The sequence below is a fragment of the Streptomyces sp. BRA346 genome, assembly GCF_052851135.1.
This window is the reverse complement of record NZ_JAIWIH010000005.1, coordinates 561,555-586,665: the sequence shown is the minus strand read 5'-3', so window position 1 is coordinate 586,665 and position 25,111 is coordinate 561,555. Positions and strand designations below refer to the sequence as shown.

Here is a 25,111-nt window from a genome sequence, read left to right as displayed (position 1 = left end):
TGAGCGAAAGGCCCTGGCGCTTATGAACACCACGGTCAGCTGCGAGCTGCACCTGCGCCTCGTTGTGTCGAGCGAGTCCTCACTGCCTGTACCCGCGGGACTGCGGTATGACACGGCCGACCCTTACGCCGTGCACGCCACCTTCCACACCGGAGCCGAAGAGACGGTCGAATGGGTTTTCGCCCGCGACCTTCTCGCCGAGGGCCTGCACCGGCCCACCGGCACCGGCGACGTCAGAGTGTGGCCATCCCGTAGCCACGGCCAGGGCGTCGTCTGCATCGCCCTGAGCTCCCCGGAGGGGGAGGCTCTGCTCGAGGCCCCGGCGCGGGCCCTGGAGTCGTTCCTGAAGCGGACCGACGCCGCTGTGCCACCCGGCACCGAACACCGTCATTTCGACCTCGACACAGAGCTTTCCCACATCCTGGCGGAGAGCTGAGACCCGACGAGAGCTGAGCGCGGCCGTCCGACTCGGGGAGACGGCGCGAGCCGGGACGTGAGATTCCGGTAGTGAACATCCCGGCAGTGACATTCCGGCAGTGACATCCCGAAACAGTGGCAGAGGCAGGCGGCGGTGCCGCCGCCGCGGTACCGTCCGCGGCGGCGGCACCGCCGCGTCACGCTCCGTGCCCGCTCCGTGTCACGCTCCGGAGCGGACACGGCCGTGTCACGTTCCGGGCCCGGCGCCGCTAGAGTCGAGCGCATCGGAGGGGCAGTCGAGGACCACCGCCGACCCAGCGGGCCAGGGAGCCAATCGTGCTGATCAACCACGACACCCAGTGCGCGCTCGACGCGGTCGTCGACCTGGTGAACACCGCGCCGCCCGGCGAGGAGAGCGAGGATCGCCTCGCGGACGTGGCCGCGCTGCGTCAGTTCGTCGAGCGCAACGCCATCAGCGACATCGGCACGCTCGGTGAGCGCGACCTGACCGCCGTACGGTCCGTACGGGCCCGGTTCACCGAGGTCTTCACCACGGCCGGCAACGGCACCCGGCACACCGCCGAACTCCTCAACGCGATGATCGCGGCGGCCGGGACCACACCCCGGCTGACCGACCACGACGGCTACGACTGGCATGTGCACTACTTCGCCCCGGGAGCGTCCCTGGCCGACCATCTCGCGGCCGACGGCGGCATGGCGCTGGCGTTCCTCGTGGTGGCGGGCGAACACGAGCGGCTGCGGCGCTGTGAGGCCCCGGACTGCCGGTTCGCCTTCGTGGACCTGTCGCGCAACCGCTCCCGGCGCTACTGCGACAGCCGCACCTGCGGCAACCGGCTGCACGTCGCCGCGTATCGCGCGCGGCGCAAGGAAGCCGCGGGCTGAGCCCGGGCCGCGGGCTGAGCCCAGGGACGCGCGGTGGGGTCGCGTCACCATCGGTAGAGGTCATGGAGCGCGGTGCCGAAGAGCAGCATGCCTATGAAGGCGAGGAAAAGCATCAGCGGCGGCTGGGAGAGGGCGAACAGGCAGCCGCGCGGCTCGTCGCTCGGTGGAACAGGGGGTCCTTCGATAGGGGATTGCTCCCCGGGTGATTGCAGCATCTCGCCGGAGATCATGGCGCAGCGCGAACCCCCGCTGCGACCGACGAGCGATTTTTGATCGGGAGCTTGTCAGATCCCGTGCTTTTTGAGAATGGCTTCGATGTCTGAGAAATCTTCTGTACCGGAGCTGCTTGCCGCGGTCGGTTTCCCCTTGCCCGCCGCCTTCGCTCCGGTGGCCCCGCGGCCGGGTCCCAGGGCGGGTTCCGAGGCTCCGGGGGCCAGCGCCCCGTCCCGCTCCGCGGCGGCCGCCGCGCGCCGCTCCTTGCGGGTGCCGCCCGCCCGGCGCTCGGCCGCCCGGCTCACCATGAACAGCAGCCAGGAGAGCCCGAGCAGGCCGAAGCCCGCCCAGACGGTCGGGTTGAAGACCAGATCGGTCAGCCAGTCCAGGATCCCGGTCATCGCCAGGCCCACCGGCAGCAGCGCGTAGGCCGCTATCCGGGCCGCGGTCCGGAAGCGCTTGCGGTACGCGGTCAGACCGGCGATGCCCAGACCGGCCGCGGACAGCGCGGCGCAGATGGTGTCGGTCAGCATCGGTTCCTCCCGCCGACGGGTCAATATATCCATCGTGCACCCCACCGGGCGGCAAGGGCCACAGCCGGGGCGCGGGATCAGGGTCATCTCCGGGTTCGGAGGAGTCCGCGGGTGCTGGAAGACTGGCCTTCATGAGCGACACCGATCCCGCCCGACCCGTACTCGACGTGTGGTGCGAACTCCAGTGCCCCGACTGCCGTACCGCGCTGACGGACGTGCGCGCCCTGCGCGAGCGCTTCGGCGACGCCCTGGAGATCCGGCTGCGGCACTTCCCGCTGGAGCGCCACAAGCACGCCCACGCGGCGGCGCAGGCCGCCGAGGAGGCCGTGGCGCAGGGGCAGGGCTGGCCGTACGTCGAAGCCGTGCTGGAGCGCACCGACCAGCTGGGCGCCCGGGGTGAGCTGCTGCTCGTCGACGTGGCGCGGGAACTGGGCCTGGACGCCGAGGAGATGGACACCGCGCTGATCGACGGCCGGCACATCCTGATCGTCGACGCGGACCAGGCCGAGGGCAAGGCGATCGGGGTGACCGGCACCCCGACGTATGTGATCGGTGGCGAGCGGCTCGACGGCGGCAAGAGCCAGGAGGGGCTGCGGGAGCGGATCGAGGAGATCGCGGCCCGGCTGCTGGCCGAGCGCGGCTAGAGCAGCTGCTTGATGAGGTTGTGCTCCACCACCTCGTAGCCCAGCGACTCGTACAGCCGCAGCGCGGGGGTGTTCCCGCCGAAGACGTGCAGGCCGAGGCTGCGCGCCCCGGCGGCCAGGCTGTCGCGCTCGGCGGCCAGCATCAGGGTCCGGCCGTGGCCGCGCCCGCGGTGCCCCTCGGCGACCTCGACGGAGTACACGTACGCCTCGCCCCGCTCCTCGGCGTCCGGCTCCCCGGCGCGCAGCGCGACCCAGAGGGTGCCCACGTCCGTGCCGTCGTGGGCGAGTATCCGCAGCACCGTGCCGGGGGTGGCGGGGCCGTGCGGCAGCAGCGTCGCGTAGTCGGTGTCCGCCTTGGCCTCGGCCTCTTCCGGGGTGAGCCCGCTGTCGAGGGCGCTGCGGGCGTAGTGGGCGCGCCTATGGGCGTGCCAGGCCGGGTAGTCGGCCTCCGCCATGGCCCGTATCGCGCTGCCCGAGGGCAGCTCGGGCGGGCCCGTCAGCGGTTTGATCATTCTGCGGCCGCGCTCGCGGTAGCCGAGGGCGGCCGCCAGCCCGAGGGCGGTCGCCGCCTGCGCGGGGACGCTCGCCACCAGCCGGGTGCAGCGCCAGCCGCGCAGCACCTCCTCGGCGGCGAGCGCGGCGACCGTGCCACGGCCGCGGTGCCGGTCCGCGGCGTCGATGTGGAGGTGCTCGATCCGCCCGACGGACGGGCCCAGCCGGGCGTCGGTGGTGAGCCGGACGCTGCCGACGGGACGGCTGTTGACGCACACCTCGTACGAGCGAGCGCGCCCGCCGTCATCGGTGTGCCGCTCGGGCGTGGTGGGCCGCAGGGTGGTGGTCACGATGGTGTTGTACCCGGGCCCGGGGCGCACGTCATCAGGTTTACGGCGGGAGGCCTTCGTTCCGCTTGTCCGGGGCCGATGGGCGTCACGGGTCGATGTCGTCGGCGGCCCGCTCGGTGAAGATCCGCATGGCCTTGGCGGTGACCGGTCCCGGCGTGCCGGGCACGATCCGGTCGTCCACCTGCCGTACGGCCTGGACGTCCCGGGTCGTGGAGGTCAGGAAGACCTCGTCGGCCCGCTCCAGGACGTCGAACGGCAGCTCGGTCTCCCGCGCGCCCACCCACTCCAGGACGAGGGCGCGGGTGATGCCCGCGAGACAGCCCGAGGCGAGCGGCGGGGTGTGGAGTTCGCCGTCGAGGACGACGAAGACATTGGTCCCGGTGCCCTCGCAGAGTCCGCCGACGGTGTTCGCGAACAGGGCCTCGGTGGCGTCGTGTTCCCGGGCGCGGGCGAGCGCGACCACGTTCTCGCCGTACGAGGTGGTCTTGAGCCCGGCGAGCGCGCCGCGCTCGTTGCGGGTCCAGGGGACGGTGACCACGGTCGTGGTGTCCGCCCGGCGGTGGGTCTCGACGAGCGCGACGACGAGCGTGGGGGCCGCCGTGCCCCGGTCGGAGCCGAGGGGCGAGAACCCGCCGGTGTAGGTGATCCGCAGCCGCCCCAGCGCCATGGGGTTGTCGGCGAGGACCGCCTCGCAGGCCCGCCGCACCTCGTCGAGGTCGGGTTCCGGCAGGCCGAGGCCGTGTGCGGAGCGGGCGAGCCGGTGGAGGTGGCGGGTGAGCGCGAAGGCGCGGCCGTCCACCGCCTTGACCGTCTCGAAGACGCCGTCGCCGACCGTCAGCCCGTGGTCGAAGACCGACACCTGGGCGCTGTCGGCTTCGTGCAGGGATCCGTCGAGCCAGATCGTCACCGCATGGTCCTTCCCGTCGGCTGCTGTACTTCCGACGCTACCGCGAGCAGTCGCGCCGCCTTGAGTTCGGTTTCGTCCCATTCGCGGTCCGGGTCGGAGCCCCAGGTGATCCCGGCTCCGGTGCCGAACCGCAGCACGGCGTCGGCGGGCGACGGCCGGTCGATCCAGAAGGTGCGTATCCCCACGGCCAGCTCGCCGGTGCCGCGGTCCGCGTCCACCCAGCCGATGCCGCCGCAGTACGGGCCGCGGGGCGCGGTCTCCAGCTCCCCGATGATGCGCAGGGCACTGGACTTGGGCGCACCCGTCACCGACCCGGGCGGGAAGGCCGCCGCGAACAGCTCCGCCCAGCCCGCCCCCGGCGCCAGCTCGCCGCGGACCGTGGAGACCAGGTGCACCAGTCCCGGGTGCGGCTCGACCGCGCAGAGCGCGGGAACGGTCACCGTGCCGGTGGCGCAGACCCGCCCCAGGTCGTTGCGGACCAGGTCCACGATCATCACGTTCTCGGCGTGGTCCTTCTCCAGCAGGTCCTCCGCGTGGCGGCCGGTGCCCTTGATCGGCCCGGACTCGACGGTCCGTCCGGAGCGGCGCAGGAACAGCTCGGGCGAGGCCGTGGCGACCTCCACGCCGTGCTCCGGCAGCCGCACGGTGCCCGCGTACGGGGCCGGGTTGCCGCGGGCCAGCAGGGCGGTCAGCGCGTCCACGTCCGCCGCGTACGGGTCGGGCAGCGGCGCGGAGAGCACGCGGCACAGATTGGCCTGGTAGACCTCGCCCGCCGCGATGTGACGGCGGACGCGGCGCACGCCCTCGGTGTACCCGGCCCGGTCCAGCGAGGAGGTCCAGTCGGTGGGCCGGGGACCGTGCCAGGCGCCGGGCTCGGGGGCGGGCACGGGTTCGCGGCGTACGTCACCGAAGCGGGCACAGACCACACGCCCCTCGAAGTCCGCGACAACAGCCCAGAAACCCTCGGTGTCGAGAGCCGAGGGGTCGCTGGTCACATCGCGAAGATCGGTGGCGAGCAGGCCACCGAAGCGGGCGAGAGGGGGCAGGTCGTGCACGCTTGCGAGTCTATGGCGCCTGGTCACGGGGGTCGCGGCAGGGACCGCGGCGAGGTGGCCGCCAGGTGAGCAGGGCAGCACGCTGCGGAAACGGAATTTGAGCTGGCTCCGGAATCCGCTAGAGTTCAACACGTCGCCGGGACGCGGAAGCGCCCCGGGAAACGACACCTGCGGACGTGGCTCAGTTGGTAGAGCATCACCTTGCCAAGGTGAGGGTCGCGAGTTCGAATCTCGTCGTCCGCTCGGAGTGGGGGTTCACGCCCCTGCGTCTGGTGGAGTGGCCGAGAGGCGAGGCAACGGCCTGCAAAGCCGTCTACACGGGTTCAAATCCCGTCTCCACCTCGGACGATTAGCTCAGCGGGAGAGCGCTTCCCTGACACGGAAGAGGTCACTGGTTCAATCCCAGTATCGTCCACTCGGGACCTTCGGGTCCCACCCACCGGGGCCCTCGCGGCCCCACACCCGCGCGATTAGCTCAGCGGGAGAGCGCTTCCCTGACACGGAAGAGGTCACTGGTTCAATCCCAGTATCGCGCACGCAGTCCCGGGACGATTAGCTCAGCGGGAGAGCGCTTCCCTGACACGGAAGAGGTCACTGGTTCAATCCCAGTATCGTCCACACCGATCGGCCGAGGGCCGGAGCGAAAGCTCCGGCCCTTTGTCGTATGCCCTGTTCAGTGTGGTGTTCAGCGTGTTCACAGCGTGTTCGGAACGGCGCGAGCCCGGACAGCTCCCCAGCTGTCCGGGCTTCGTGCCGTCCGCCGCACCCCCGTCCCCACGGGGCTGATGGCCGGAAGTCCCCGGCCCGGGCCGCTCTCCCGGACCTGGGGCGCTCAGCGCCCCAGCATTCCCGCCACGGACGACGCCTGTGTGACGACGGCTTCCCAGCCGCCGAACGCGATGCTCAGCAGGACGGCCAGCGGCAGCACCATCGCCACCGCGACCAGAGGATGGCGGGTGCCGGTCTGCGGGCTGCCGAACGCGTCGAGGGCCGCGCGCCTGCGCGCCCTGACGACCGTGCGTCCCACCGTGTCCGCCATCGTCCTTCCTCCGTCACATCTACAGCGGCGAGCGTCTGACCTCGGGGGACGAGTGCTGCGCCCGCCGCTTGACCTCAACATTAGGCGCGCGACCCGGTCCCCGGCGTCATGCCCTCGTACCGCTTGCCGGGCCTCCCGGAGGATGACGCCGGACCGGGCCTCGTACTCCCCTGGGTGGAGAATCCGCCCGGGACTTGGGGTCTTCCCGGAGGGGTCCGCCGGAGCGGGGCCCTCCGGGGGTGGAGCGGGCGGGTGGAACGGCGGGTGGAACGGCCCCTACTCACCGTCCCCGTCCGCGCCCCGCGGCACCGGCTGCTCCACCAGCGCCAGGACTCGGTTCGCCATGAAGCGGGCCGTCCGCACGACGGACCCGTTTCGGGTGACTTCGCTCACTTCCACCACCCCGCGCCGCACGGCCGTCTCGACCCGCCGCCCCGCCCTCTCGGCTACCACTTCATACGTACGCGTCGTGTCACCCGCGTCCACCACTATCTCCACACGATCACCCTTCACGGTCTCAATCCCCCTTCTGAGACGGTCTTTTGAGATCACGCACGCGCAGACCGGAGCACGGATTGCCACGATTCCGGCCCACTTCTCCAGGATCCCAGGCACCACTGACAATCCGTAGGCCGACGCATGCGCGGCCTCTCAGCGCGCGGGGCCGTCAATCCGTAAGCTGTGCACGTCAGACGGACGGCAGTGGACCGGCAGCAGACGGCAGCGGATGGGGCTCCCCACCAAGGGGTAGATGGGCTCCCCACCGGAGGTAGGGGACGGACATGGCGATGATGCGGCTCCGGCGCGAGGACCCGCGTGTCGTCGGCTCCTTCAGGCTTCACCGGCGGCTCGGTGCGGGCGGTATGGGGGTCGTCTACCTCGGGTCCGACCGGCGCGGGCAGCGGGTGGCGCTGAAGGTCATCCGGCCGGATCTGGCGGAGGACCGGGAGTTCCGGTCGAGATTCGCCCGCGAGGTGTCCGCCGCGCGGCGGATCCGCGGCGGCTGTACGGCGCGGCTGGTGGCCGCGGACCTGGAGGCCGACCGGCCGTGGTTCGCCACCCAGTACGTGCCCGGCCCCTCCCTGCACGACAAGGTGAACGAGGGGGGCCCGCTGCCGGCCGCGCACGTCGCGTCCATCGGGTCCGCGCTGGCCGAGGGGCTGTTGGCGGTGCACGAGGCGGGGGTCGTCCACCGCGACCTCAAGCCGTCGAACATCCTGCTCTCCCCCAAGGGCCCGCGCATCATCGACTTCGGCATCGCCTGGGCCACCGGCGCCAGCACGCTGACCCACGTCGGCACTGCCGTCGGCTCCCCCGGCTTCCTCGCGCCCGAGCAGGTGCGGGGCGCGGCCGTCACCCCGGCGACGGACGTCTTCGCGCTGGGCGCCACGCTCGCGTACGCCTCGACGGCGGATTCGCCGTTCGGGCACGGGAGTTCCGAGGTGATGCTGTACCGCGTCGTGCACGAGGAGCCGCAGCTGCTGGGGGTGCCGGATGCGCTGGCTCCGCTGCTGCACGCGTGCCTCGCGAAGGATCCGGAGGACCGGCCGTCGACGCTTCAGCTCTCGCTGCGGCTCAAGGAGATCGCGGCGCGTGAGGCCCATGGGCATGCGCCGCACGGGCCCGGGCACGGTGCGCAGCATGGCCATGCCGCGGACGGGCGTCCCGCGGGGCGGCGCGCCGACGCGTACGCGGACCAGCACACGGAGCGCCGCCCCGGAGCGGGTACGCCGCCCCGGGGTGCGGCGGCGCCGCGGGCGTCGTCGCCGCGGTCGGGACCGCCCGGTGCGGGGGCGGCGCGTACGACGGGACGCAACACCCCGGCGCGGCCCCCGGCGCCGCGCCGCGGCGGCCAGCGCCCCCCGGCCCGTACGGTCCGCACCTCCCCGAACGGCCGCCGCCCCAACAGCCCGGACCGGGTCCGGCTGCTGCGCCAGCGGCTGACGGTCTTCGTGGTGGTGACGCTGCTGGTCGCGCTGGGCATCGCGGCGGCCCAGGGCTGCCAGGGTCCGCCGCGCGGCCTGGGCGTCCCGACGGCGCCGGGGGCGCCGGGGGCGCCTACGGCGCCGAGGGCGGCGGAGGCAGGTCCTGAGGGCGGGCTCTGACCTGGCGGGGCTGCGCGGTCGGTGCGGTGGTGGGTGCCGGGTGCGGCGCCTCCGGGGCGGGTCCCTGGACCGTCTCTTTACGGCGCCGCTGACGTAGAGCGTGTCGTGAACGTCGACCAATCGGCGCCACACATCCACGTGGCGTCCAGGACCCCACCCCTGCGACCCCGCCCCCTCCCGCATCGTCTGCGACCACCGGCGAGTGCCCCGCAACTCCGGCCCGGCTCCGGTTCACCCGGCAGGCCGGGCGCCGGGCGGGGGTGGGAACAACCCCGCCCCTCCCGCATCGTCTGCGACCACCGGCGAGTGGCCCGCGCTCCGGCCCGGCTCCGGTTCACCCGGCGGGCCGGGCGCCGGGCGGGGGTGGGAACAACCCCGCCCCTCCCCCATCGTCAGCGACCACCGGCGAGTGGACCGCGCTCCTGCCCGCCCGGCGGGCAGGTGTTGGAGCGGCCTCGCCTCGCGCGCCGACCGGGGGTGACTTCCCACCGGTCGCCCCAGCCCCTCCGTCTCCCGCCCGCCCAATGGCGGATCCCGGGCGGAGTGAGTGCCCCCGCCCTCGCCGTCGGTGCCAGCGGTCAGTGGCCCCGTACCGGCTGCGGGTTGCCCAGAGGGCGGGCGTCTGGCGGCCTTCGGTGCCACCGGCCGACGTGATCCCGTCCCCTCGACTGTCCGGGCTGGGGCCAGTGCGCATGGGGGGGCTGGCCTGGGTGATGCCCACCGGGGGGTGGCCGCCGATGGCGGGAGGGGCGGGGTCGCAGGGGTGGGGTTCCGGACGCCACGTGTATTTGTGGCGCCGTGGACTCCCGGCCCACCCCACGCTTTACGGCAGCGGCGCCGTAAATAGACGGTCCGGGACCCCGCCCCGGAGGCCCCGCACCGGCACCACCCACCGCACCGACCGCGCCCCCACCCGCACAGCCCACCAGGCGAAACACGGGGTCCGGGGCGGAGCCCCGGCGGGGGGTTCGGGGGGCGGAGCCCCCCGTTACGCCTCGGGGCGGCCCGTTGTTACGGCGTAGAAGGCCACCGCCGCCGCCGCGCCCACGTTGAGGGAGTCGACGCCGTGGGCCATGGGGATGCGGACCCATTCGTCCGCGGACATCAGGGCCTGGGTGGAGAGGCCGTCGCCCTCGGCGCCCAGCATCAGGGCGACGCGGTCGAGGCGGTGGGGGGCGGCGTCGTCGAGGGAGGTGGCCTTTTCGTCGGGGGTGAGGGCGAGGATCTTGAAGCCCGCGTGCCGGACCGCTTCGAGACCGCGCGGCCAGGTCTCCAGCCGGGCGTACGGGACGGAGAAGACGGCGCCCATGGAGACCTTCACGGAGCGGCGGTAGAGGGGGTCGGCGCAGTCCGGGGAGAGGAGGACGGCGTCCATGCCGAGCGCGGCGGCGCTGCGGAAGATGGCGCCGATGTTGGTGTGGTCGTTGACGGACTCCATGATCACGACGCGTCGGGCGCGGGTGAGGAGTTCCCCGGCTTCGGGCAGCGGTTTGCGCTGCATGGAGGCGAGGGCGCCGCGGTGGACGTGGTAGCCCGTCACGCGTTCGGCCAGGTCGGGGCTGACGGCGTAGACGGGAGCGGGGACGTCCTCGATGACGTCGCGCATGACGTCGACCCACTTGGACGACAGCAGCATCGAGCGCATCTCGTAACCGGCGAGGCGAGCCCGCCGGATCACCTTCTCGCCCTCGGCGATGAACAAACCTTCGGCGGGCTCGCGCTTGCGCCGTAGCTCCACATCGGTCAGACCCGTGTAGTCGCGCAGCCGCGGGTCGTCGGGATCATCGACGGTGATGAGATCAGCCACTTGAGTGATACTGCCTTGTCCTGGATGCCGTGCCAATGCGGCGACGTGAGGAAGTTACCGGTGGTTACGTCCGACGGGAGCCGACGGCGACCACCTCGCCGATGACGATGACCGCGGGCGGCCGGACGCCCTCGGCGGCGACCGTGTCCCCCACGGTGGCGAGGGTGGCGTCCACGCGGCGTTGGGCGGCGGTGGTGCCCTCCTGGATGACGGCGACGGGGGTGTCCGCGCCGCGGCCGTGGTGGACGAGGGCGGCGGCGATGGCGCCGATCTTCTCGACGGCCATCAGGAGGACGAGCGTGCCGCGCAGGCGGGCGAGCGCGGACCAGTCGACGAGGGAGCGCGGGTCGTCGGGGGCGACGTGGCCGCTGACCACGGTGAACTCATGGGCGACCCCGCGGTGGGTGACCGGGATCCCGGCGGTGGCGGGGACGCTGATGGAGCTGGAGATGCCGGGGACGACGGTGCAGGGGATACCGGCCTCGGCGAGCGCCTCGGCCTCTTCCATGCCGCGGCCGAAGACGAACGGGTCGCCCCCCTTGAGCCGGACGACCGACTTGCCCGCCTTGGCGTGCTCGATGAGCGCGTTGTTGATCGCCTCCTGCGCCATGAAGCGGCCGTACGGGATCTTCGCGGCGTCGATGACCTCGACGTGCGGCGGGAGTTCGTCGAGGAGGTCGCGGGGGCCGAGCCGGTCGGCCACCACGACGTCGGCCTCGGCGAGGAGACGGCGGCCGCGGACGGTGATCAGGTCCGGGTCGCCGGGGCCGCCGCCCACCAGGGCGACGTGCGGGCCGCGGGTGCGGTGGCGGGGCGCGGCGAGGGTGCCGTCGCGCAGGCCCTCGACCACGGCGTCGCGCACGGCGGCGGAGCGTCGCGGGTCCTGCCCGGTGAGCACGGCGACGGTGACGCCCTCGCTGCGCCCGGTGGCCGGGGTCCACGCGGAGGCGGCCTCGGCGTCGTCGCTGCGTACGCACCACACCCGGCGCGCCTCGGCCTCGGCGGAGGCGGCGGCGTTGGCGGCCGGGTCGTCGGTGGTGATCAGCGCGTACCAGGCGTCCTCGAAGTCGCCGTCCCTGTAGCGGCGGCGCTTCCAGCGCACCTCCCCCGCCTCGGCCATGGCCTCGACGGAGGGCGTCGCGGAGGGCGAGATCAGCAGGATGTCCGCGCCCGCGGCGATCAGCGCGGGCAGCCGACGCTGGGCGACCTGGCCCGCTCCGAGGACGACGACGCGCCGCCCCGTGAGGCGCAGTCCGACGGGGTATGCGAAGTTCTCGGACATGGCGGTGCGGCTCTCCTCGTACAGAATGCCTGCCGCTGCGGCACTGGAGCGGCTGATCTAGTGGTGGGGCATGGCCCCCGCCGACACCCTACGTGGCGGGGGCGCACGTCAGTTCTTCTCCGTGACTCCCGCGGAGTCGAACGTGGCCACCTCGTGCATCGCCCGTGCGGCGCTCTGCACCACGGGGAGGGCGAGCAGGGCGCCCGTGCCCTCGCCGAGGCGCAGGTCCAGGTCGACCAGAGGGCGCAGACCCAGCTTGTTGAGGGCCGCGACGTGGCCCGGCTCGGCGCTGCGGTGGCCCGCGATGCACGCCGCCAGCACCTCGGGGGCGATGGCGCGGGCGACGAGGGCGGCGGCGCCCGCGCTGACCCCGTCCAGGATGACGGGCGTCCGCAGGGAGGCGCCGCCCAGCAGCAGCCCGGCCATGGCGGCGTGCTCCAGGCCGCCGAAGGCGCAGAGGACGCCGATGGGGTCGGCGGGATCGGGCTGGTGCAGCTCCAGACCGCGGCGTACGACGTCGATCTTGCGCGCGTGCATCTCGTCGTTGATGCCGGTACCGCGGCCGGTCACCTCGGCCGGGTCGGCGCCCGTGTACACCGAGACCAGGGCGGCCGATGTGGTGGTGTTGGCGATGCCCATCTCGCCGGTGAGCAGCGCCTTGTTCCCGGCGGCGACCAGGTCGCGGGCGGTCTCGATGCCCACTTCGAGGGCGCGCAGCACCTCTTCGCGGGTGAGGGCGGGGCCGGTGGTGAAGTCGCCGGTGCCCGCGCGGACCTTGCGCGGCAGCAGGCCGGGGGTGGACGGCAGTTCGCTCGTCACGCCCACGTCCACGACGCACACCTCGGCGCCGACCTGGCTCGCGAAGGCGTTGCAGACCGCGCCGCCGCCCAGGAAGTTGGCGACCATCTGAGCGGTGACCTCCTGCGGCCACGCGGTGACGCCCTGGGCGTGCACCCCGTGGTCGCCCGCGAAGATCGCGACCGCGGCGGGCTCCGGAATCGGCGGCGGGCACTGCCGGGACAGCCCGCTGAGCTGCGCGGAGATGATCTCCAGCATGCCGAGCGCGCCGGACGGCTTGGTCATCCGCTTCTGCCGCTCCCACGCCTCGCCGAGCGCCTTGGCGTCCAGCGGGCGGATGCCCTGGAGGGTCTCCGTCAGCAGGTTGTGCGGGTCCTCGCCGGGCAGCGCGCGCCGCCCGTACGTCTCCTCGTGGACGACCCACGACAGCGGGCGGCGCTTGGACCACCCGGCCCGCAGCAGCTCCGGCTCCTCCGGGAACTCGTCCACGTACCCGACGCACAGGTACGCCACGGCCTCCAGGTGATCCGGCAGACCGAGCGTACGGACCATCTCACGCTCGTCGAAGAAGCTGACCCAGCCGACGCCGAGCCCTTCGGCGCGGGCGGCGAGCCACAGGTTCTCCACGGCGAGCGCCGAGGAGTACGGCGCCATCTGCGGCTGGGTGTGCCGCCCGAGGGTGTGGCGGCCGCCGCGGGTCGGGTCGGCGGTGACGACGATGTTGATCGGCGTCTCGAGGATCGCCTCGATCTTCAGTTCCTTGAACTGCTTGGCCCGGGCCTTGGGGAGGGACTTGGCGTACGCGTCGCGCTGGCGCACCGCCAGCTCGTGCATGGTGCGCCGGGTCTCCTCGGAGCGGATGACGACGAAGTCCCACGGCTGGGACTGCCCCACGCTGGGCGCGGTGTGCGCGGCCTCCAGCACGCGCAGCAGCACCTCGTGCGGGATGGGGTCGGGCCGGAAGCCGTTGCGGATGTCCCGGCGCTCGCGCATCACGCGGTGCACGGCGGCGCGCTCGGCGTCGTCGTACCCGGCGTCGGCGCGGGGGCCGAAGGGGTTGGCGAGGGGCCCGGGGGCGGTCTCCGGGTCTTCTGCGGCTTCGCGGTCTGCGGCTTCGGTGTCTGCCGCTTCCGGGTCGGCTGGCTGCTGGTCCGTGGGGTCCGCCTCGGGGTTGTGGTCCGCGGCGTCGGCCTGTTCGGACTGCTCGGGCTGCTCCGGCTGCTCCGGCTCTTCGGCGGGGGTCTCCGCGTCGGGGGCCTCTGCGGTTGCCTCGCCTTCGGCGGCTTCGTCCGGTTCGTCCTCGGACGTGGCCTCTTCGGGCTCCGTGGCTTCGGGCGCCTCCTGGCTGACGGCTTCGTCCTGAGCCTCCGCCGTCTCACTCTCGGGAGCGTCAGCGGCTGCGTCCGCATCGTCGGCGGGCTCAGTGGCTGTCTCGTCCTCCGGCGCTTCCGCGCCCACCTCGGCCTCGGGGGCGCCCTCTTCGGCAGGCGCCTCGGCCTCCGGGGCCTGAGCCTCATCCGGCGCGGCCGGGTCGGCCTCAGCCGGGGCCTCAGCCGCAGACGGCTCGGCGGGGGCAGCCTCGGCGGGCGCCTCCGCGGGCGCCGCGTGCGCGGCGGCCTCCGGCACCGGGCCCTCGTCCGGCGCAGCCGGGTCGGCCACGGCCGGTTCGGCAGGCGTCTCCGCGGACGCCGCTTGCGCGGCAGCCTCCGGCGCCTCGGCCTCGGCCGACGCACCCGGGGCTGCCGGGGCCGGGTCCTGCGCGTCGGCCTCCGCAGGCGTCGCCTGGGCATCGGCCTCCGGCACCGGAGCCTCATCCGGCGCAGCGGGGTCGGCCACGGCCGGGGCCTCTGCCGCGGACGGCTCGGCGGGGTCAGGCTCAGCAGGCGCCTCGGCGGGCGCCACCTGCGCGGCGGCCTCGGGCACCTCGGCCTCGGCCGACGCACCCGGGTCCGCCGGGGCCTGCGCCTCGCCAGGCGCAGCCGGGTCCTGCGCATCGGCGGGCGCCGCGTGTACGTCGGCCTCCGGTACCGAGTCCGCGTCCGCGGCAGCCGGGGCGGCCTCTGCCACGGGCATCTCGGCAGGGGCAGGCTCGGCCGGTGCCTCTGCGGGCGGCGGCTGCTCGGCAGCCTCCGGCGCCGGAGCCTCGCCCGGCACAGCCGGGTCCGCCGGGGCCTGCGCCTCGGCGGGGGCAGCCGGGTCCTGCGCGTCGGCCTCCGCCGGAGCCGCGTCCGGGGCAACCTGGGCCTGCGCGTCGGCGGGCGCCACCTGCACGTCGGCCTCGGGCACCGGAGCCTCGCCGGGCGCAGCCAGGTCCGCCGGGGCCTGCCCGTCAGCGGCCGGGACCTGGCCGTCAGCGGCCGGGACCTGGCCGTCAGCGGGCGCCACCTGCACGTCGGCTTCCGGCGCCGGAGCCTCGCCGGGCGCAGCCAGGTCCGCCGGGGCCTGCCCGTCAGCGGCCGGGACCTGGCCGTCAGCGGGCGCCACCTGCACCTCGGCCTCGGGCACCGGAGCCTCGCCGGGCGCAGCCAGGTCCGCCGGGGCCTGCGCCTCCGCGGGCGCCGCCTGCGCGTCGACTTGCGGCACCGCGGCCTCGGCCGGGGCGGCCTGCGCCTCAACGGCCGTCGCCTCCGGGGCCTGCGCCTCGGCGGCAGCCGCCTCGGCATCGGCGGGCGGGGGCTGCTCCTCCGTGTCGGCGACTATCGCGTGGCCCGGGTCCACCGCGGTCGGGTCGGCGTAGGGCTGGGGGGCCTCCGCGTCCTCGTGGGGGATCTGGGCCGGGATGACGGCCTGCGGGCCCGCATGGAGCTGGTCCGGGGCGATGCCCGGCTGGATCTGGGCCGGGATGTCGACGACCGGTTGCCCGGCTTCCGGGGCGGGCGTCCCACCCTGGGGGTCGGCGTACCCCTGGTCGGCGTACCCCTGGTCGGCGTAGCCGGGGTCGACGTAGCCCAGGTCCATCGCCGCGGGCTCGGCGCCCTCCGGCGGCAGCGGCTGGTCGCCGAGACCGACCGTTTCTGCTGGTGCGGGCATGGGCGCGGGCGGCTGGGGGTCCCAGGCGTCGCCGGGCGGCGGGGCGTCGCCGATCTGCGGGAGGTCGGCGAGCTGCGGTCCCGGGAGCGGGCCGGGGTCGTCGGGCTGGGGCTGGGGCTGGGGCTGGGTGGCGAAGTACTGCGGCCCGGCGGCGTACTCGGGGGCGCTGGCGTAGTCGACGCCACCGGTGTACTCGGGCTCGGGCGGGGGCGTCTGCTGAGGCTGCTGGACGGGCGGCGCGGTGCGCCGGCCGGCGGCCGGGCCGCGGTCGGCGAGGGAACGGACGATGCCGCCGCCGGAGGTGTGGTCGGGCACGGGCGGGCCCATGTGCAGGGGGCGGCGGGGAGGCGTGGGGGGCGCGGCGGCGGCCGGGGGCGGCTGCGGTGCGGGCTGCTGCTGGACGGGCTGCTCCGGCGCCGGGTGCTCGACCGGCCCGGGCAGGGGCTCGGCCACCGGCTGCGGCTCGGGCATCTGCGCGTCGGCGTACGCGGCCATGCCGGGGTCCAGCGCGCCGCCCTCGTACAGCCCGTGGTCCGGCGCTTGCGGGTACGGCTGCTGCATCGCGGCCTGCATCTGCTGCTCGTACTGCGCCTGCTGCTCGTACTGCGCCTGCTGGTCGTACGCGGTCTGCGGGTCGTACTGGGCCTGCTGCTCGCTCCAGGCGCCCTGCGCGCCCGGCATCAGCAGCAGGTCGTCCTCCTCGCCGCCGGTTTCGGGGCCGTCGAGGAAGGTGTATCCGGTGCCGGGCGGAACACCGGGCTGCGGCTGTTCGGTGTAACCGGCGTCGGCAGGCGGGGCGTGGACATCCGCCGGGTGCGGTTGTCCGAGTCGTCCGCCTGCGTTCTCCGGCAGTCCCTCGCCCGGGACCTGGCCGGTGTCGGTCATGCGTACCCCTCGCCCATCGCTAGTGCTCCTTCCAACCGCCTACCGCCGGGAGCAAGCCCCGTGAGCAAGAACGAGCGTGCGCCGTGCGCGGCACGTGGCACGCCCGAGGCTTGCCCACCGCGACCCGGCAAGAAAGGGGCACATTCCGGCCTTTGGCCGATAAAGCGCCGAACACCGGGCAGCGGCACAGGCAGTACAACGATCCGCCAGCCTACCCCGCGCGACGCTTCCGGAAGGTCACCGGGGCGAAGCTCGGGAGGAACGTCACAGGGACAAAATCACTGGTGCGGGCGGTGTCCGCAGAGGAGAAAGGCGACCGCGCGTTCGCGTTCGGACCACACCCGGGTGTCCAACTCGACGGATTGCAGCAGCAGGCACTCGACCCCGTAGCCGCCGTCCTCCAGGGCGGCGCCGATGGCCTCCGCCTCGTCGCGGGTGGTGGCGTGGGTGACGATGCGCTCGGGGCGGCGCGCGGCGCACGCGGCGACGACGGGCGCGCCCCCGCCGCCGACGCGGACGACGTCCGGCTCGGGCAGGTCTTCGAGGACGTCGGGCGCGGTGCCGTGGACGACCTGGAGCTGGACGCCGAAGCGGCGGGCGAGGGTTTCGGCGCGTTCGCAGGCGTCCCGGTCGCGGTCGACGGCGATGACGGCGGCGCCGAACCCGGCGGTTTCGACGGCGGCGGCGCCGCTGCCCGCGCCGATGTCCCAGACCAGGTCGCCGACGCGGGGACCGAGGCGGGCGAGTTGGAAGGAGCGCAGCTGCTGCGACTCGTGCTCGCCGAGCACGGTCGCGTACGCGGGGGCGGGCAGCGCCCAGCCGCGTACGGAACCGGGGTAGCCGGGGTCGCGCCCGGCGATCCAGCTGCCGCTCTGGAGGGCGCCCCGGGCGGCGCCGGTGGGGGTGCCGGTGCGGGTGGCGGCGACGCCGGAGCCGCCGATGACGATGACGACGTTGGGGTCGCGCCAGGTGTGGTCGGCGGCCTTGTCGGAGGTCAGCACAGTGACCTGCTCGCGTTCGGTGCCCAGGGCCTCGCAGATGACGAAGGTGCGGTGCACCGGGCCGAGGAGCAGGGCGAGTTCGGCGGGGCCCGCTCCCGGTGAGGTGAGGACGGCGACCTTGGTGTGGGCGCGGCAGACGTTGACGGCGCGCCGCAGGTCGCGGCTGTGGGCGACGACGACCTGGGCGTCGTCCCAGGGCATCCCGGCCCGGGCGAAGGCGGCGGCGACGGAGGAGACGGCGGGCACGACCTCGACCTCCAGGCCGTGCTCGGGGGCGCGCAGGGCGCGTACGACGCCGAAGAAGCCGGGGTCGCCGTCGGCCAGGACCACGGCCGAGCCGCGGTGCTGGGCGATGCGCCGGGCGGCGAGGTCCACGCTGCCGAGCCGGATGCGTTCGGCGCCGGGCGGGACTTCGGGCAGCGCCAGGTGGTGGGCGGCACCGGCCACGAGGGTGGCCGCGCCGAGGGCGGATCGGGCCACGTCCGTGAGCGGGGAGCCGTCCCAACCGATCACCGTGACGCGGTCGGCCATCGTCGTCTGTCTCCCATTTGTGTCGCAGGTCGGTCGCGGGTGGTGCGCGCGGCGCGCGGAGCGTGGTGCGCGCGGGTGGCGTGCCGCGGCGGCCGTGGCGGGTGCGCTGCGGTGCGCGTGCCGTGGACGCCCGTATCGCGGCGGTGGGCGGGCCCGGCCCGCAGGTGCTCAGCCCGGAGAGATTACCCCGCCCGGCCCGCGCCGCCGGACCGGGGGCAGGGGCGGGGGTGGTGCGCCGGGGGCGCATTGGAGTCCCGGCGCGCCGGGGTTCAGCGCCAGTCGGTGTACTCGGAGTACGTGGGGAAGACGCTGATGCCCTCGGTGTCGTCCCGTTGCTCGGGCGCGCCCTCCAGGTCCTCGGGGAGCAGGCTCCAGACGATGAGGTCGGTGCGCAGATCGGTCCACCCGCCGTCCTCCATCTGGGTGCGCGCTATGTACGCGTTGCGGAGCACCCCTTCGCTGATACAGCCGACCTTCTGGGCGACCTGCTGGCCCGCGGTGTTCCCGGCGGCGGTACGGAGCTCCATACGCTCGAACTTCTGGTCCTGGAACAGCCAGCGGGCGACGGCCAGCACCGCCTCCACGGCATAGCCCTCGCCGCGCGCCCAGGGGGCGGTGATATAGCTGATCTCGGCGCCCAGGACCTTCCAGTCGGTGTTGCGCAGATGGATGATTCCGACGAGCCGCTGGGTGAGGAATTCGGCGATCGCGAAGACGATTCCGCGCCCTGTGGTGCGTTCGGCGGGGGCGAGCCGCATCGCCTGGTCGCGCGCGTCGCGGTGGGTGTACGGGTAGGGGGCCCGGCTCCAGGTGATGACGAGTTCGTCGTTCATCATGTCCGTGAGCGCGGGCAGGTCCGCTTCCTCGAACGGGCGCAGCACCAGCCGTTCCGTGCTGATGGAGATGTCCGGGAAAGTGGATGTCATGCGCCGCTCCGTAACCGGGTCGTATCAAAGTCGTGGCGAAGAGCCCAGCATGCAGCATCGCTCCTGCTAAATGCAGCACGGGGTGCGGAAACGGAAGGCTCCGCATCCGATTGTCGCCCGGATGCGGAGCCTTGCGTGTTCAGTCGGCCGTTTTTCAGAATGGTAGGGGTCAGAACGACGCGAGGACGGATCCGTCGTACTTGTCCTTGATGAACTTCTTCACCTGCGGGGAGGTGAGGAGCTTGGCGAGCTTCTTGACCCGCGGGTCGTCCTCGTTGCCCTTCTTCACGGCGAGGAAGTTGCCGTAGGGGCTGTTGTCCGGGGACTCCAGGATCAGCGCTTCCTTGGCGGGGTTGAGCTTGGCCTGGATGGCGTAATTGCCGTTGATGACAGCGGCGTCCACATCGTCCAGGGACCGCGGCAGCTGGGGCGCCTCCAGCTCCTTGAACTTCAGGCCCTTGGGGTTGTCGGCGATGTCCTTGGGCGTGGCCTCGGTCCCGGCGCCCTTCTTCAGCTCGATGACGCCGTGGGTGTCCAGCAGCTGGAGCGCCCGGGCCTCGTTCACCGCGTCGTTGGGCACGGCGACGGTGGCGCCCTTCTCGAGGTCGTCGACCTTCTTGGCCTTGTGCGAGAAGAGACCGAGCGGCTCCAGGTGCACGGTGACCACGGGCACGATGTCGCCGCCGCGCTTCTTCTTGTAGTCGTCGAGGAACGGCTTGTTCTGGAAGTAGTTGGCGTCCACCGAGCCGTCCTGGGTGGCGGGGTTCAGGGAGTTGTAGTCGGTGAACTCCTTCACCTCCAGCTTGAGCCCCTCCTTCTTCGCCAGATGGTCCTTGACGTAGTTGAGTATCTCGGCGTGCGGGACGGGGTTCGCGCCGACGAGCAGCGGGCCGTTCTTGTCCGTGCCGCCCTTGCTGGGCGGGGAGCAGGCGGCGGCACCGGCGGCGAGCGCGGCGGCGGCCAACAGGGCGGTGGTGGTCTTGAGGCTGTTACGCACGAAAAGTGCCTTTCGGGGATGGGTCGTCAGGGAGTCTTGGTCAGCGGGGCGGGCTCGCCCTGTTCGGCGGTCCCGGCATCATCGGCCGGGTCGGCTGCCGGGGTCCCGGCGGTCTCACCGTTCCGGGGCTTCCGGGAGCGCAGCAGCACCAGCCGGGGCGCGGCCGAGGCGGGGCTGCGGTGGGAGAGCGCGCGGGCCGCGAGGTCACCGGCGAACTGGATGACGGAGATGACCACCGCGAGGATGGCCACGGTGATCCACATCAGCTCGGTCTCGAACCGCTGGTAGCCGTACCGGACGGCGAGGTCGCCCAGGCCGCCCGCGCCGACCGTTCCGGCCATCGCCGAGTAGCCGATGAGCGCGACGATCGTCGTGGTCGCACTGGAGATCAGCGACGGCAGCGACTCGGGCAGCAGGACCTTGCGTACGACGGTCCAGGTGGAGCCGCCCATCGACTGCACGGCCTCCACCAGCCCGCCGTCGACCTCGCGCACCGAGGTCTCCACGAGGCGGGCATAGAAGGGGATGGCGCCGATCGCGAGCGGCACGATCGCGGCCGCGGGGCCGATGGTGGTGCCCACGATCGCGCGGGTGAAGGAGATCAGCGCGACCATGAGGATGATGAACGGCATCGAGCGCGCGATGTTGACGATCTGGCCGACGGCCTTGTTCACGACCACGTTCGGCAGCACGCCGCCCCGGTCGGTGAGCACCAGCAGCACACCGAGCGGCAGCCCGCCGAGGATCGCGATGGCCGCCGACCAGCCGACCATCCAGAGCGTCTCCAGACAGGCCTGCTGCAACAGGGGCTGCATCTCGGACCAGGTCACTTGGCGCCCTCCTTGAGCACGGCGGTCTGCGACGCGTCCACATCGGCCACGTCGACCTGGAGGCCCTGCTCCCGCAGGAAGCCGATCGGCACGACGTTCTCCTCGAACGGGCCGGGCAGCTCGATGCGCATCCGGCCGACCTGGTTGCCGCTGACGGTGTCCATCGCGGCACCGAGGATCGATATGTCGATGTTGTACGTGCGCGACAGCTGGGAGATCACCGGCTTCGCCGCGGCCTCGCCCTGGAACGTCACGTCCACGACCGTGCGGTCCTCGGCCGACGGCACCCCGCCGACCGGGAACAGCTCCTGGGCCAGCTGGGAGCCGGGGGTGGCCAGCAGGTCGGTGACCTTGCCGGACTCCACGACCCGACCGTCGCTCATCAGCGCGGCCGAGTCGCAGATGGTCTTCACGACGTCCATCTCGTGCGTGATCAGCAGCACGGTCAGGCCCAGCTGCCGGTTGAGGTCGCGCAGCAGCTGGAGGATCGAGCGGGTGGTCTCGGGGTCGAGCGCGGAGGTCGCCTCGTCGGACAGCAGCACCTTCGGGTCGCCCGCGAGCGCGCGGGCAATGCCGACGCGCTGCTTCTGGCCGCCGGAGAGCTGCGCGGGGTACGCCTTGGCCTTGTCGGCGAGGCCGACCAGGTCCAGCAGCTCCAGGGCCTTGCGGGTGCGCTCCTTGCCGGAGGCGCCGAGGATCTCCAGCGGCAGCTCGACGTTGTCGCGCACCGTGCGCGAGGAGAGCAGGTTGAAGTGCTGGAAGACCATGCCGATACGGCTGCGCGCCTGGCGCAGCGCGGAACCGGCACGCGTGCCCCGCCCCGCGAGCGCGGTCAGGTCCTGGCCGGCCACGGTGACCGTGCCGGAGGTGGGGCGCTCCAGGAGGTTGACGCAGCGGATGAGGGTGGACTTCCCGGCGCCGCTCTGACCGACGACGCCGTACACCTCACCCTCGCGGACATGCAGATCGACGCCGTCGAGGGCGGTGACCTCGCGGCCTCGTGAGCGGTAGACCTTTGTCAGGTCCGTAGTGGTGATCACAGGGTTTCCGTCACTGTTGAGTGCAGGGCGGTTGTGCCGCCGGGCACGGTTCATTCCTTACGGAAGCGGCGTGGGCGGGCCGAGGGCGTGCGCGTGTGTGGGCGCGGCTCGGGATCCGGTGACGCGCGGGGCAGGCCGGTCCGCACGCGGGCGCGCGGACATGGCTCAGCGGGTCGCGCTTCGGGGCGCGAGGCTCAGGCGGGGGCCCTCAGCGGTCACACATTCGACACCGACAACGAGCACCGGGCGTCTTCATCGCCTCGGTCGCAGGGGTGCGGCAGCTCGTCGTGGTCATGGCCGTCAGTAAACCAGAGACCCTGACGGGCCGATCAAACCTGTCCGCATGACGGACAGAGAAGACCAATCTGTGGACAATAGGGGGTCGTTTCCGTTCGGGGGTCACTCCCCCGCGACGATCTCCACTCCCCCGTCGACGGCCCGTGCCGACACGGCCGACAGGTCCGCCACCACGACGTCGGCGTCCAGCTCCTCCCGGCTGGTCGTTGTGGTCAACGCCACGGTCCGCATCCCGGCGGCCCGGGCGGCGGCGAGCCCGGCCGGGGCGTCCTCGAAGACCACGCAGCGGGCCGGGTCGGCACCCAGCTTCCCGGCGGCCAGCAGGAACGGCTCGGGGTCCGGCTTGCCGCGGGTGATGTCGTCCGCGGTGATCAGCAGTCCGGGGCGTATCCCGGCCTCGGCGAGGCGGGCCTCGGCCAGCGCCCGGCCCGCGGAGGTCACCACGGCCCAGCGCTCCCGCGGCAGCCCGGCCAGCAGATCGAGGGTGCCGGGCAGCAGCCGCACCCCGCCCGGGACGTCCTCGACCTCCAGCTCGTCGATGCGCCGGCGGGCCTCCGCGACGCGCTCGGCCGGGAGCAGATCGCCGATGATGTCGGCCGCCGGGCGGCCGTGCAGCTCGACCCGGGCGAACTCCTCCGTCACGCCGTACTCCTCGGCCCAGCGGGTCCAGCAGCGGACCACGGATTCCATGGAGGAGACGAGGGTTCCGTCGTTGTCGAACAGCAGCGCGTCAGCGGTGATCTTCATGGGGCGCAGCGTACGGGGCCGATCGCAACGCGGTCATTCGGGCCGATTACAGTCGTCCCATGGTTGTCACCCCCTGTGTGCGGGACCGCACCGCGCGGAGGTCCCGTTGATCGACGTGCTGACCGCCGTGCTCGGCGCGACCGCCCTCGCGCTCGCCGCGTGGTGCGGTTTCGCCGCCTACCGCGACCAGCCCACCAAGGACTGGCACTTCATCGGCATGGCCGTGGTGTCCCTGCTGGCGATCGTCCAGCTGGTCATCGGGATCGTGCGGCTGGCGCAGGGCGACGACCCCGAGCAGGGCGTGGCGATCTTCATCGCGTATCTGATCGGCTCGGCGCTGGCCGTGCCGATCGCCGCGTTCATGTCGCTGGCGGAGCGGACCCGCTGGGGCTCGGCGACGGTCGCGGCGGCGGCCGTGGTGCTGGCCGTGCTGGAGGTACGGCTGTACGACATCTGGGGAGGCGTGGGTGGCTGAGTCAGCCGAACGTGGGCGTACGGGGCTCGGGCAGGGGCCCGGGCGACTGCTGGTGATGCTCTACGGGGTGTTCACGGTGGCCGCGGCGTCGCGCTCGATCTACCAGCTGATCGCCCAGTACGACGAGGCGCCGCTGGCCTACATCCTCTCGGCGGTGTCGGCCGTGGTGTACGCCTTCATCACGGTCTCGCTGGTGCGGGGCGGGGAGGGTGCGCGCAAGGCGGCGATGGTGTGTTGCGGGGCGGAGCTGCTGGGTGTGCTGACGGTCGGCACCTGGACCCTCGTCGACCCCTCGGCCTTCCCCGACCAGACGGTGTGGTCGGACTACGGGATGGGCTACCTGTTCATCCCGATCTTCCTGCCGGTGACGGGCCTCATGTGGCTCCGCCGTTCCCGCCGCGAGGGGTAGTTCTCCACCCCGCCCCTTCCCGCAGTATCGATATGCGGCTCCGCCGCGTGGGAGGCTCCGCCCCGGACCCCGCTCCTCAAACGCCGGAGGGGCTGGAAGGTTGTGGGCAACTGTTCCGCGGAGGGGGCACCTCCCAGCGGTAGCTGGGGGAGGAACGGGTGGGCACAACCCGGCCACCGGCCCGCACCCGGCAGCGAGCGGCCAGGGGGCAGAGCCCGCCCCCAGCCGCTCGCCGCCGAAGGCGCTACGCGCTGGCGGCGAAGGCCGACATGGAGGCGTCCTTCTCCAGGGTGACCACGCTCAGGCGGCGGTTGACCTCTTCGGTGCCGACCTGGGCGTACCCGTACTTGCGGTACAGCCGGAGGTTGCCGTCGCTGCGGTGGCCGGTGGCCAGCCGGTAGCGCTTGGCGGCGCGCTCCTCCGCGAGCTGGGCCTCGATCGCCGCGAGCAGCCGCCCGCCGAGGCCGTGCCGCTGCATCCGCGGGTGGACGATGAGCTTGCCGATGGCGGCCGTGCCCTTGTCGTCGACGGCGCCCCGGACCGAGCCGACGACCTCCTCGCCGAGCCGGGCCACCAGCACACAGCCCTCGCCCAGTTCGGCGCGCAGGTCGTCGAGCGTCTGCGTCAGCGGCTCGATGGAGTAGTCCCCGTAGAGCTCGGCCTCACCCTGGTAACACAGGTACTGGAGCTTGAGGATCTGCTCGGCGTCGTCCGCGGTCGCCGCGGAGATGGTCACGCTCATGCCCATGTGCGCATGCCTCCCCTTTTCTCGGTCCACCGGCCGCCTGAGGGTAGGGGCGACCGGGGTTGATTGCCTGGTTGGGAGACGCCACAGGGTGGTGGCCGCCTCCCGGGCGCCGATTGTCTAACGCTCCTTTCCCCACGGTTCAGGAGCCGCAACCTCCGCCGTGAGCATTCTGCGCAGGCAACCCAGACATCGGGAACGTACCGGGCCCAGACTGCCCTGTGAGATACCCAACTCGCGCGCGATCTCGCGATATGTCAGATCGGACCGGGACAGCATCGTCCCGAGCAGCCTCGGGCAGCGGCCGGGCAGCTTGCGCACCGCGGCCCGCAGCGCCCGCCCGGCCTCGGCGGTGAGCGCGGCGTGCTCGGCGGGGCGGGGTTCGGGACCGCTCGGCGGGCCGTCGCCCACCGGGTCGTACGGGACCTCGCGGCGCGCCCGGCGCCGGGCCCCGCGCACCTCGGCGCGGACCGCGCGGCGCAGCCAGCGCGCGGGCTGGGGCGGCGGGCCGCTGTCCCGGGTGCGCTCCAGCAGCCGTAGCCAGACGGCCTGCTCCAGCTCGGCGGGCTCGACCCCCGCGCCGTACGCCTCGGCCGCCGCCTCGGCGGCGAGCAGCGGACGCAGTTGCTCCACAAGGTCCATGCCGGGCGGGA

At 73.3% G+C, this 25,111-nt stretch carries 24 protein-coding genes and 5 tRNA genes; 11 read left to right on the top strand and 18 right to left on the bottom strand.

Annotation, left to right across the window (positions count from 1 at the left end; genetic code table 11):
- Positions 1 to 22: 22 nt before the first annotated feature.
- On the top strand, positions 23 to 436 hold the full coding sequence (locus LCH29_RS09390; protein ID WP_003959770.1) for an SsgA family sporulation/cell division regulator: 414 nt from the start codon (positions 23 to 25) through the stop codon (positions 434 to 436).
- Between the two features lie 317 nt (positions 437 to 753).
- Complete coding sequence (locus LCH29_RS09385; protein WP_446461222.1) at positions 754 to 1,320, top strand: CGNR zinc finger domain-containing protein; 567 nt, start codon at positions 754 to 756, stop codon at positions 1,318 to 1,320.
- Between the two features lie 44 nt (positions 1,321 to 1,364).
- Here the strand turns inward: LCH29_RS09385 and LCH29_RS09380 are convergent, their stop codons facing one another.
- Together LCH29_RS09380 and LCH29_RS09375 are read right to left on the bottom strand one after the other, a co-directional pair.
- Positions 1,365 to 1,550 carry a hypothetical protein gene (locus tag LCH29_RS09380; RefSeq protein ID WP_009713678.1) on the bottom strand — a complete coding sequence of 62 codons (186 nt, stop codon included), beginning with the start codon at positions 1,548 to 1,550 and terminating at the stop codon, positions 1,365 to 1,367.
- Positions 1,551 to 1,604: 54 nt separating this feature from the next.
- Positions 1,605 to 2,066: a hypothetical protein gene (locus LCH29_RS09375; protein ID WP_446461221.1), complete on the bottom strand. Its 462-nt coding sequence runs from the start codon at positions 2,064 to 2,066 to the stop codon at positions 1,605 to 1,607.
- Positions 2,067 to 2,197: 131 nt separating this feature from the next.
- On the opposite strand from LCH29_RS09375, the gene LCH29_RS09370 reads away from it, so the two are divergent.
- Entirely contained in the window at positions 2,198 to 2,710 is a 513-nt protein-coding gene (locus LCH29_RS09370; RefSeq protein ID WP_123105409.1) for a DsbA family protein, read from the top strand.
- On the opposite strand, the gene LCH29_RS09365 is transcribed toward LCH29_RS09370, so the two are convergent.
- From LCH29_RS09365 to LCH29_RS09355, 3 genes are all read right to left on the bottom strand, one after another.
- Positions 2,707 to 3,552 (bottom strand): N-acetyltransferase family protein, encoded by an 846-nt coding sequence (locus LCH29_RS09365; protein ID WP_446461220.1) that lies wholly within the window; start codon positions 3,550 to 3,552, stop codon positions 2,707 to 2,709. The genes LCH29_RS09370 and LCH29_RS09365 overlap by 4 nt on opposite strands.
- Positions 3,553 to 3,637: 85 nt before the next feature.
- Positions 3,638 to 4,459 carry an aminotransferase class IV gene (locus LCH29_RS09360; protein WP_446461219.1) on the bottom strand — a complete coding sequence of 274 codons (822 nt, stop codon included), beginning with the start codon at positions 4,457 to 4,459 and terminating at the stop codon, positions 3,638 to 3,640.
- Positions 4,456 to 5,514 carry a chorismate-binding protein gene (locus tag LCH29_RS09355; RefSeq protein ID WP_446461218.1) on the bottom strand — a complete coding sequence of 353 codons (1,059 nt, stop codon included), beginning with the start codon at positions 5,512 to 5,514 and terminating at the stop codon, positions 4,456 to 4,458. Before LCH29_RS09355 ends, LCH29_RS09360 begins: the two co-directional genes overlap by 4 nt.
- 170 nt (positions 5,515 to 5,684) lie before the next feature.
- Here LCH29_RS09355 and LCH29_RS09350 point away from each other — a divergent pair.
- From LCH29_RS09350 to LCH29_RS09330, 5 genes are all read left to right on the top strand, one after another.
- Positions 5,685 to 5,757, top strand: a tRNA-Gly gene (locus LCH29_RS09350).
- Positions 5,758 to 5,785: 28 nt separating this feature from the next.
- Positions 5,786 to 5,856 (top strand) — tRNA-Cys (locus LCH29_RS09345).
- 1 nt (position 5,857) lies between these two features.
- Positions 5,858 to 5,929: transfer RNA gene (locus LCH29_RS09340), tRNA-Val, on the top strand.
- 49 nt (positions 5,930 to 5,978) lie between these two features.
- Positions 5,979 to 6,050, top strand: a tRNA-Val gene (locus LCH29_RS09335).
- A gap of 10 nt (positions 6,051 to 6,060) precedes the next feature.
- Positions 6,061 to 6,132, top strand: a tRNA-Val gene (locus LCH29_RS09330).
- A gap of 214 nt (positions 6,133 to 6,346) precedes the next feature.
- Here the strand turns inward: LCH29_RS09330 and LCH29_RS09325 are convergent.
- Together LCH29_RS09325 and LCH29_RS09320 are read right to left on the bottom strand one after the other, a co-directional pair.
- Positions 6,347 to 6,553, bottom strand: coding sequence for a hypothetical protein (locus tag LCH29_RS09325; protein ID WP_446461217.1), 207 nt, complete (start codon positions 6,551 to 6,553; stop codon positions 6,347 to 6,349).
- A gap of 276 nt (positions 6,554 to 6,829) precedes the next feature.
- Positions 6,830 to 7,066, bottom strand: a complete 237-nt coding sequence (locus LCH29_RS09320) for a hypothetical protein (RefSeq protein WP_123100528.1) — start codon at positions 7,064 to 7,066, stop codon at positions 6,830 to 6,832.
- A gap of 269 nt (positions 7,067 to 7,335) precedes the next feature.
- On the opposite strand from LCH29_RS09320, the gene LCH29_RS09315 reads away from it, so the two are divergent.
- Entirely contained in the window at positions 7,336 to 8,658 is a 1,323-nt protein-coding gene (locus tag LCH29_RS09315; RefSeq protein ID WP_446461216.1) for a protein kinase domain-containing protein, read from the top strand.
- A 988-nt stretch (positions 8,659 to 9,646) separates the two neighbouring features.
- Here the strand turns inward: LCH29_RS09315 and LCH29_RS09310 are convergent.
- From LCH29_RS09310 to LCH29_RS09270, 9 genes are all read right to left on the bottom strand, one after another.
- Complete coding sequence (locus tag LCH29_RS09310; RefSeq protein WP_446461215.1) at positions 9,647 to 10,465, bottom strand: TrmH family RNA methyltransferase; 819 nt, start codon at positions 10,463 to 10,465, stop codon at positions 9,647 to 9,649.
- Positions 10,466 to 10,529: 64 nt separating this feature from the next.
- A complete protein-coding gene (cobA, locus tag LCH29_RS09305; RefSeq protein ID WP_446461214.1) occupies positions 10,530 to 11,747 on the bottom strand; it encodes a uroporphyrinogen-III C-methyltransferase in 1,218 nt (405 codons plus the stop codon).
- 108 nt (positions 11,748 to 11,855) lie between these two features.
- The gene (cobT, locus tag LCH29_RS09300; protein ID WP_446461213.1) at positions 11,856 to 16,460 is read right to left on the bottom strand and encodes a nicotinate-nucleotide--dimethylbenzimidazole phosphoribosyltransferase; all 4,605 of its coding nucleotides are present in this window, start codon (positions 16,458 to 16,460) and stop codon (positions 11,856 to 11,858) included.
- A gap of 278 nt (positions 16,461 to 16,738) precedes the next feature.
- On the bottom strand, positions 16,739 to 17,992 hold the full coding sequence (gene cbiE, locus LCH29_RS09295) for a precorrin-6y C5,15-methyltransferase (decarboxylating) subunit CbiE (protein WP_446461212.1): 1,254 nt from the start codon (positions 17,990 to 17,992) through the stop codon (positions 16,739 to 16,741).
- Between the two features lie 269 nt (positions 17,993 to 18,261).
- Entirely contained in the window at positions 18,262 to 18,918 is a 657-nt protein-coding gene (locus tag LCH29_RS09290; RefSeq protein WP_446461211.1) for a GNAT family N-acetyltransferase, read from the bottom strand.
- A gap of 169 nt (positions 18,919 to 19,087) precedes the next feature.
- A complete protein-coding gene (locus LCH29_RS09285; protein ID WP_446461210.1) occupies positions 19,088 to 19,915 on the bottom strand; it encodes a MetQ/NlpA family ABC transporter substrate-binding protein in 828 nt (275 codons plus the stop codon).
- Between the two features lie 26 nt (positions 19,916 to 19,941).
- Positions 19,942 to 20,745 carry a methionine ABC transporter permease gene (locus LCH29_RS09280; protein WP_446461209.1) on the bottom strand — a complete coding sequence of 268 codons (804 nt, stop codon included), beginning with the start codon at positions 20,743 to 20,745 and terminating at the stop codon, positions 19,942 to 19,944.
- The gene (locus LCH29_RS09275) at positions 20,742 to 21,785 is read right to left on the bottom strand and encodes a methionine ABC transporter ATP-binding protein (protein WP_446461208.1); all 1,044 of its coding nucleotides are present in this window, start codon (positions 21,783 to 21,785) and stop codon (positions 20,742 to 20,744) included. Before LCH29_RS09275 ends, LCH29_RS09280 begins: the two co-directional genes overlap by 4 nt.
- 399 nt (positions 21,786 to 22,184) lie before the next feature.
- Positions 22,185 to 22,829, bottom strand: a complete 645-nt coding sequence (locus LCH29_RS09270) for an HAD-IA family hydrolase (protein ID WP_446461207.1) — start codon at positions 22,827 to 22,829, stop codon at positions 22,185 to 22,187.
- A gap of 106 nt (positions 22,830 to 22,935) precedes the next feature.
- On the opposite strand from LCH29_RS09270, the gene LCH29_RS09265 reads away from it, so the two are divergent.
- Together LCH29_RS09265 and LCH29_RS09260 are read left to right on the top strand one after the other, a co-directional pair.
- Positions 22,936 to 23,304 carry a hypothetical protein gene (locus LCH29_RS09265; RefSeq protein WP_446461206.1) on the top strand — a complete coding sequence of 123 codons (369 nt, stop codon included), beginning with the start codon at positions 22,936 to 22,938 and terminating at the stop codon, positions 23,302 to 23,304.
- A complete protein-coding gene (locus tag LCH29_RS09260) occupies positions 23,297 to 23,713 on the top strand; it encodes a hypothetical protein (protein ID WP_446461205.1) in 417 nt (138 codons plus the stop codon). The genes LCH29_RS09265 and LCH29_RS09260 overlap by 8 nt, the downstream gene beginning before the upstream one ends.
- Before the next feature lie 244 nt (positions 23,714 to 23,957).
- Here the strand turns inward: LCH29_RS09260 and LCH29_RS09255 are convergent, their stop codons facing one another.
- Both LCH29_RS09255 and LCH29_RS09250 read right to left on the bottom strand, forming a co-directional pair.
- The gene (locus LCH29_RS09255) at positions 23,958 to 24,461 is read right to left on the bottom strand and encodes a GNAT family N-acetyltransferase (protein ID WP_446461204.1); all 504 of its coding nucleotides are present in this window, start codon (positions 24,459 to 24,461) and stop codon (positions 23,958 to 23,960) included.
- Positions 24,462 to 24,578: 117 nt separating this feature from the next.
- The gene (locus LCH29_RS09250) at positions 24,579 to 25,100 is read right to left on the bottom strand and encodes a sigma-70 family RNA polymerase sigma factor (RefSeq protein WP_446461203.1); all 522 of its coding nucleotides are present in this window, start codon (positions 25,098 to 25,100) and stop codon (positions 24,579 to 24,581) included.
- Between the last annotated feature and the right edge of the window lie 11 nt (positions 25,101 to 25,111).

Bases quoted from the DNA above. Each gene is read 5' to 3' on its own strand.
- LCH29_RS09375 (WP_446461221.1), bottom strand. From the start codon at position 2,066: ATGCTGACCGACACCATCTGCGCCGCGCTGTCCGCGGCCGGTCTGGGC.
- LCH29_RS09315 (WP_446461216.1), top strand. From the start codon at position 7,336: ATGGCGATGATGCGGCTCCGGCGCGAGGACCCGCGTGTCGTCGGCTCC.
- LCH29_RS09370 (WP_123105409.1), top strand. From the start codon at position 2,198: ATGAGCGACACCGATCCCGCCCGACCCGTACTCGACGTGTGGTGCGAA.
- LCH29_RS09250 (WP_446461203.1), bottom strand. From the start codon at position 25,100: ATGGACCTTGTGGAGCAACTGCGTCCGCTGCTCGCCGCCGAGGCGGCG.
- LCH29_RS09390 (WP_003959770.1), top strand. From the start codon at position 23: ATGAACACCACGGTCAGCTGCGAGCTGCACCTGCGCCTCGTTGTGTCG.
- cobA (WP_446461214.1), bottom strand. From the start codon at position 11,747: ATGTCCGAGAACTTCGCATACCCCGTCGGACTGCGCCTCACGGGGCGG.
- LCH29_RS09380 (WP_009713678.1), bottom strand. From the start codon at position 1,550: ATGATCTCCGGCGAGATGCTGCAATCACCCGGGGAGCAATCCCCTATC.
- LCH29_RS09255 (WP_446461204.1), bottom strand. From the start codon at position 24,461: ATGGGCATGAGCGTGACCATCTCCGCGGCGACCGCGGACGACGCCGAG.
- LCH29_RS09290 (WP_446461211.1), bottom strand. From the start codon at position 18,918: ATGACATCCACTTTCCCGGACATCTCCATCAGCACGGAACGGCTGGTG.
- LCH29_RS09270 (WP_446461207.1), bottom strand. From the start codon at position 22,829: ATGAAGATCACCGCTGACGCGCTGCTGTTCGACAACGACGGAACCCTC.
- cbiE (WP_446461212.1), bottom strand. From the start codon at position 17,992: ATGGCCGACCGCGTCACGGTGATCGGTTGGGACGGCTCCCCGCTCACG.
- cobT (WP_446461213.1), bottom strand. From the start codon at position 16,460: ATGACCGACACCGGCCAGGTCCCGGGCGAGGGACTGCCGGAGAACGCA.
- LCH29_RS09325 (WP_446461217.1), bottom strand. From the start codon at position 6,553: ATGGCGGACACGGTGGGACGCACGGTCGTCAGGGCGCGCAGGCGCGCG.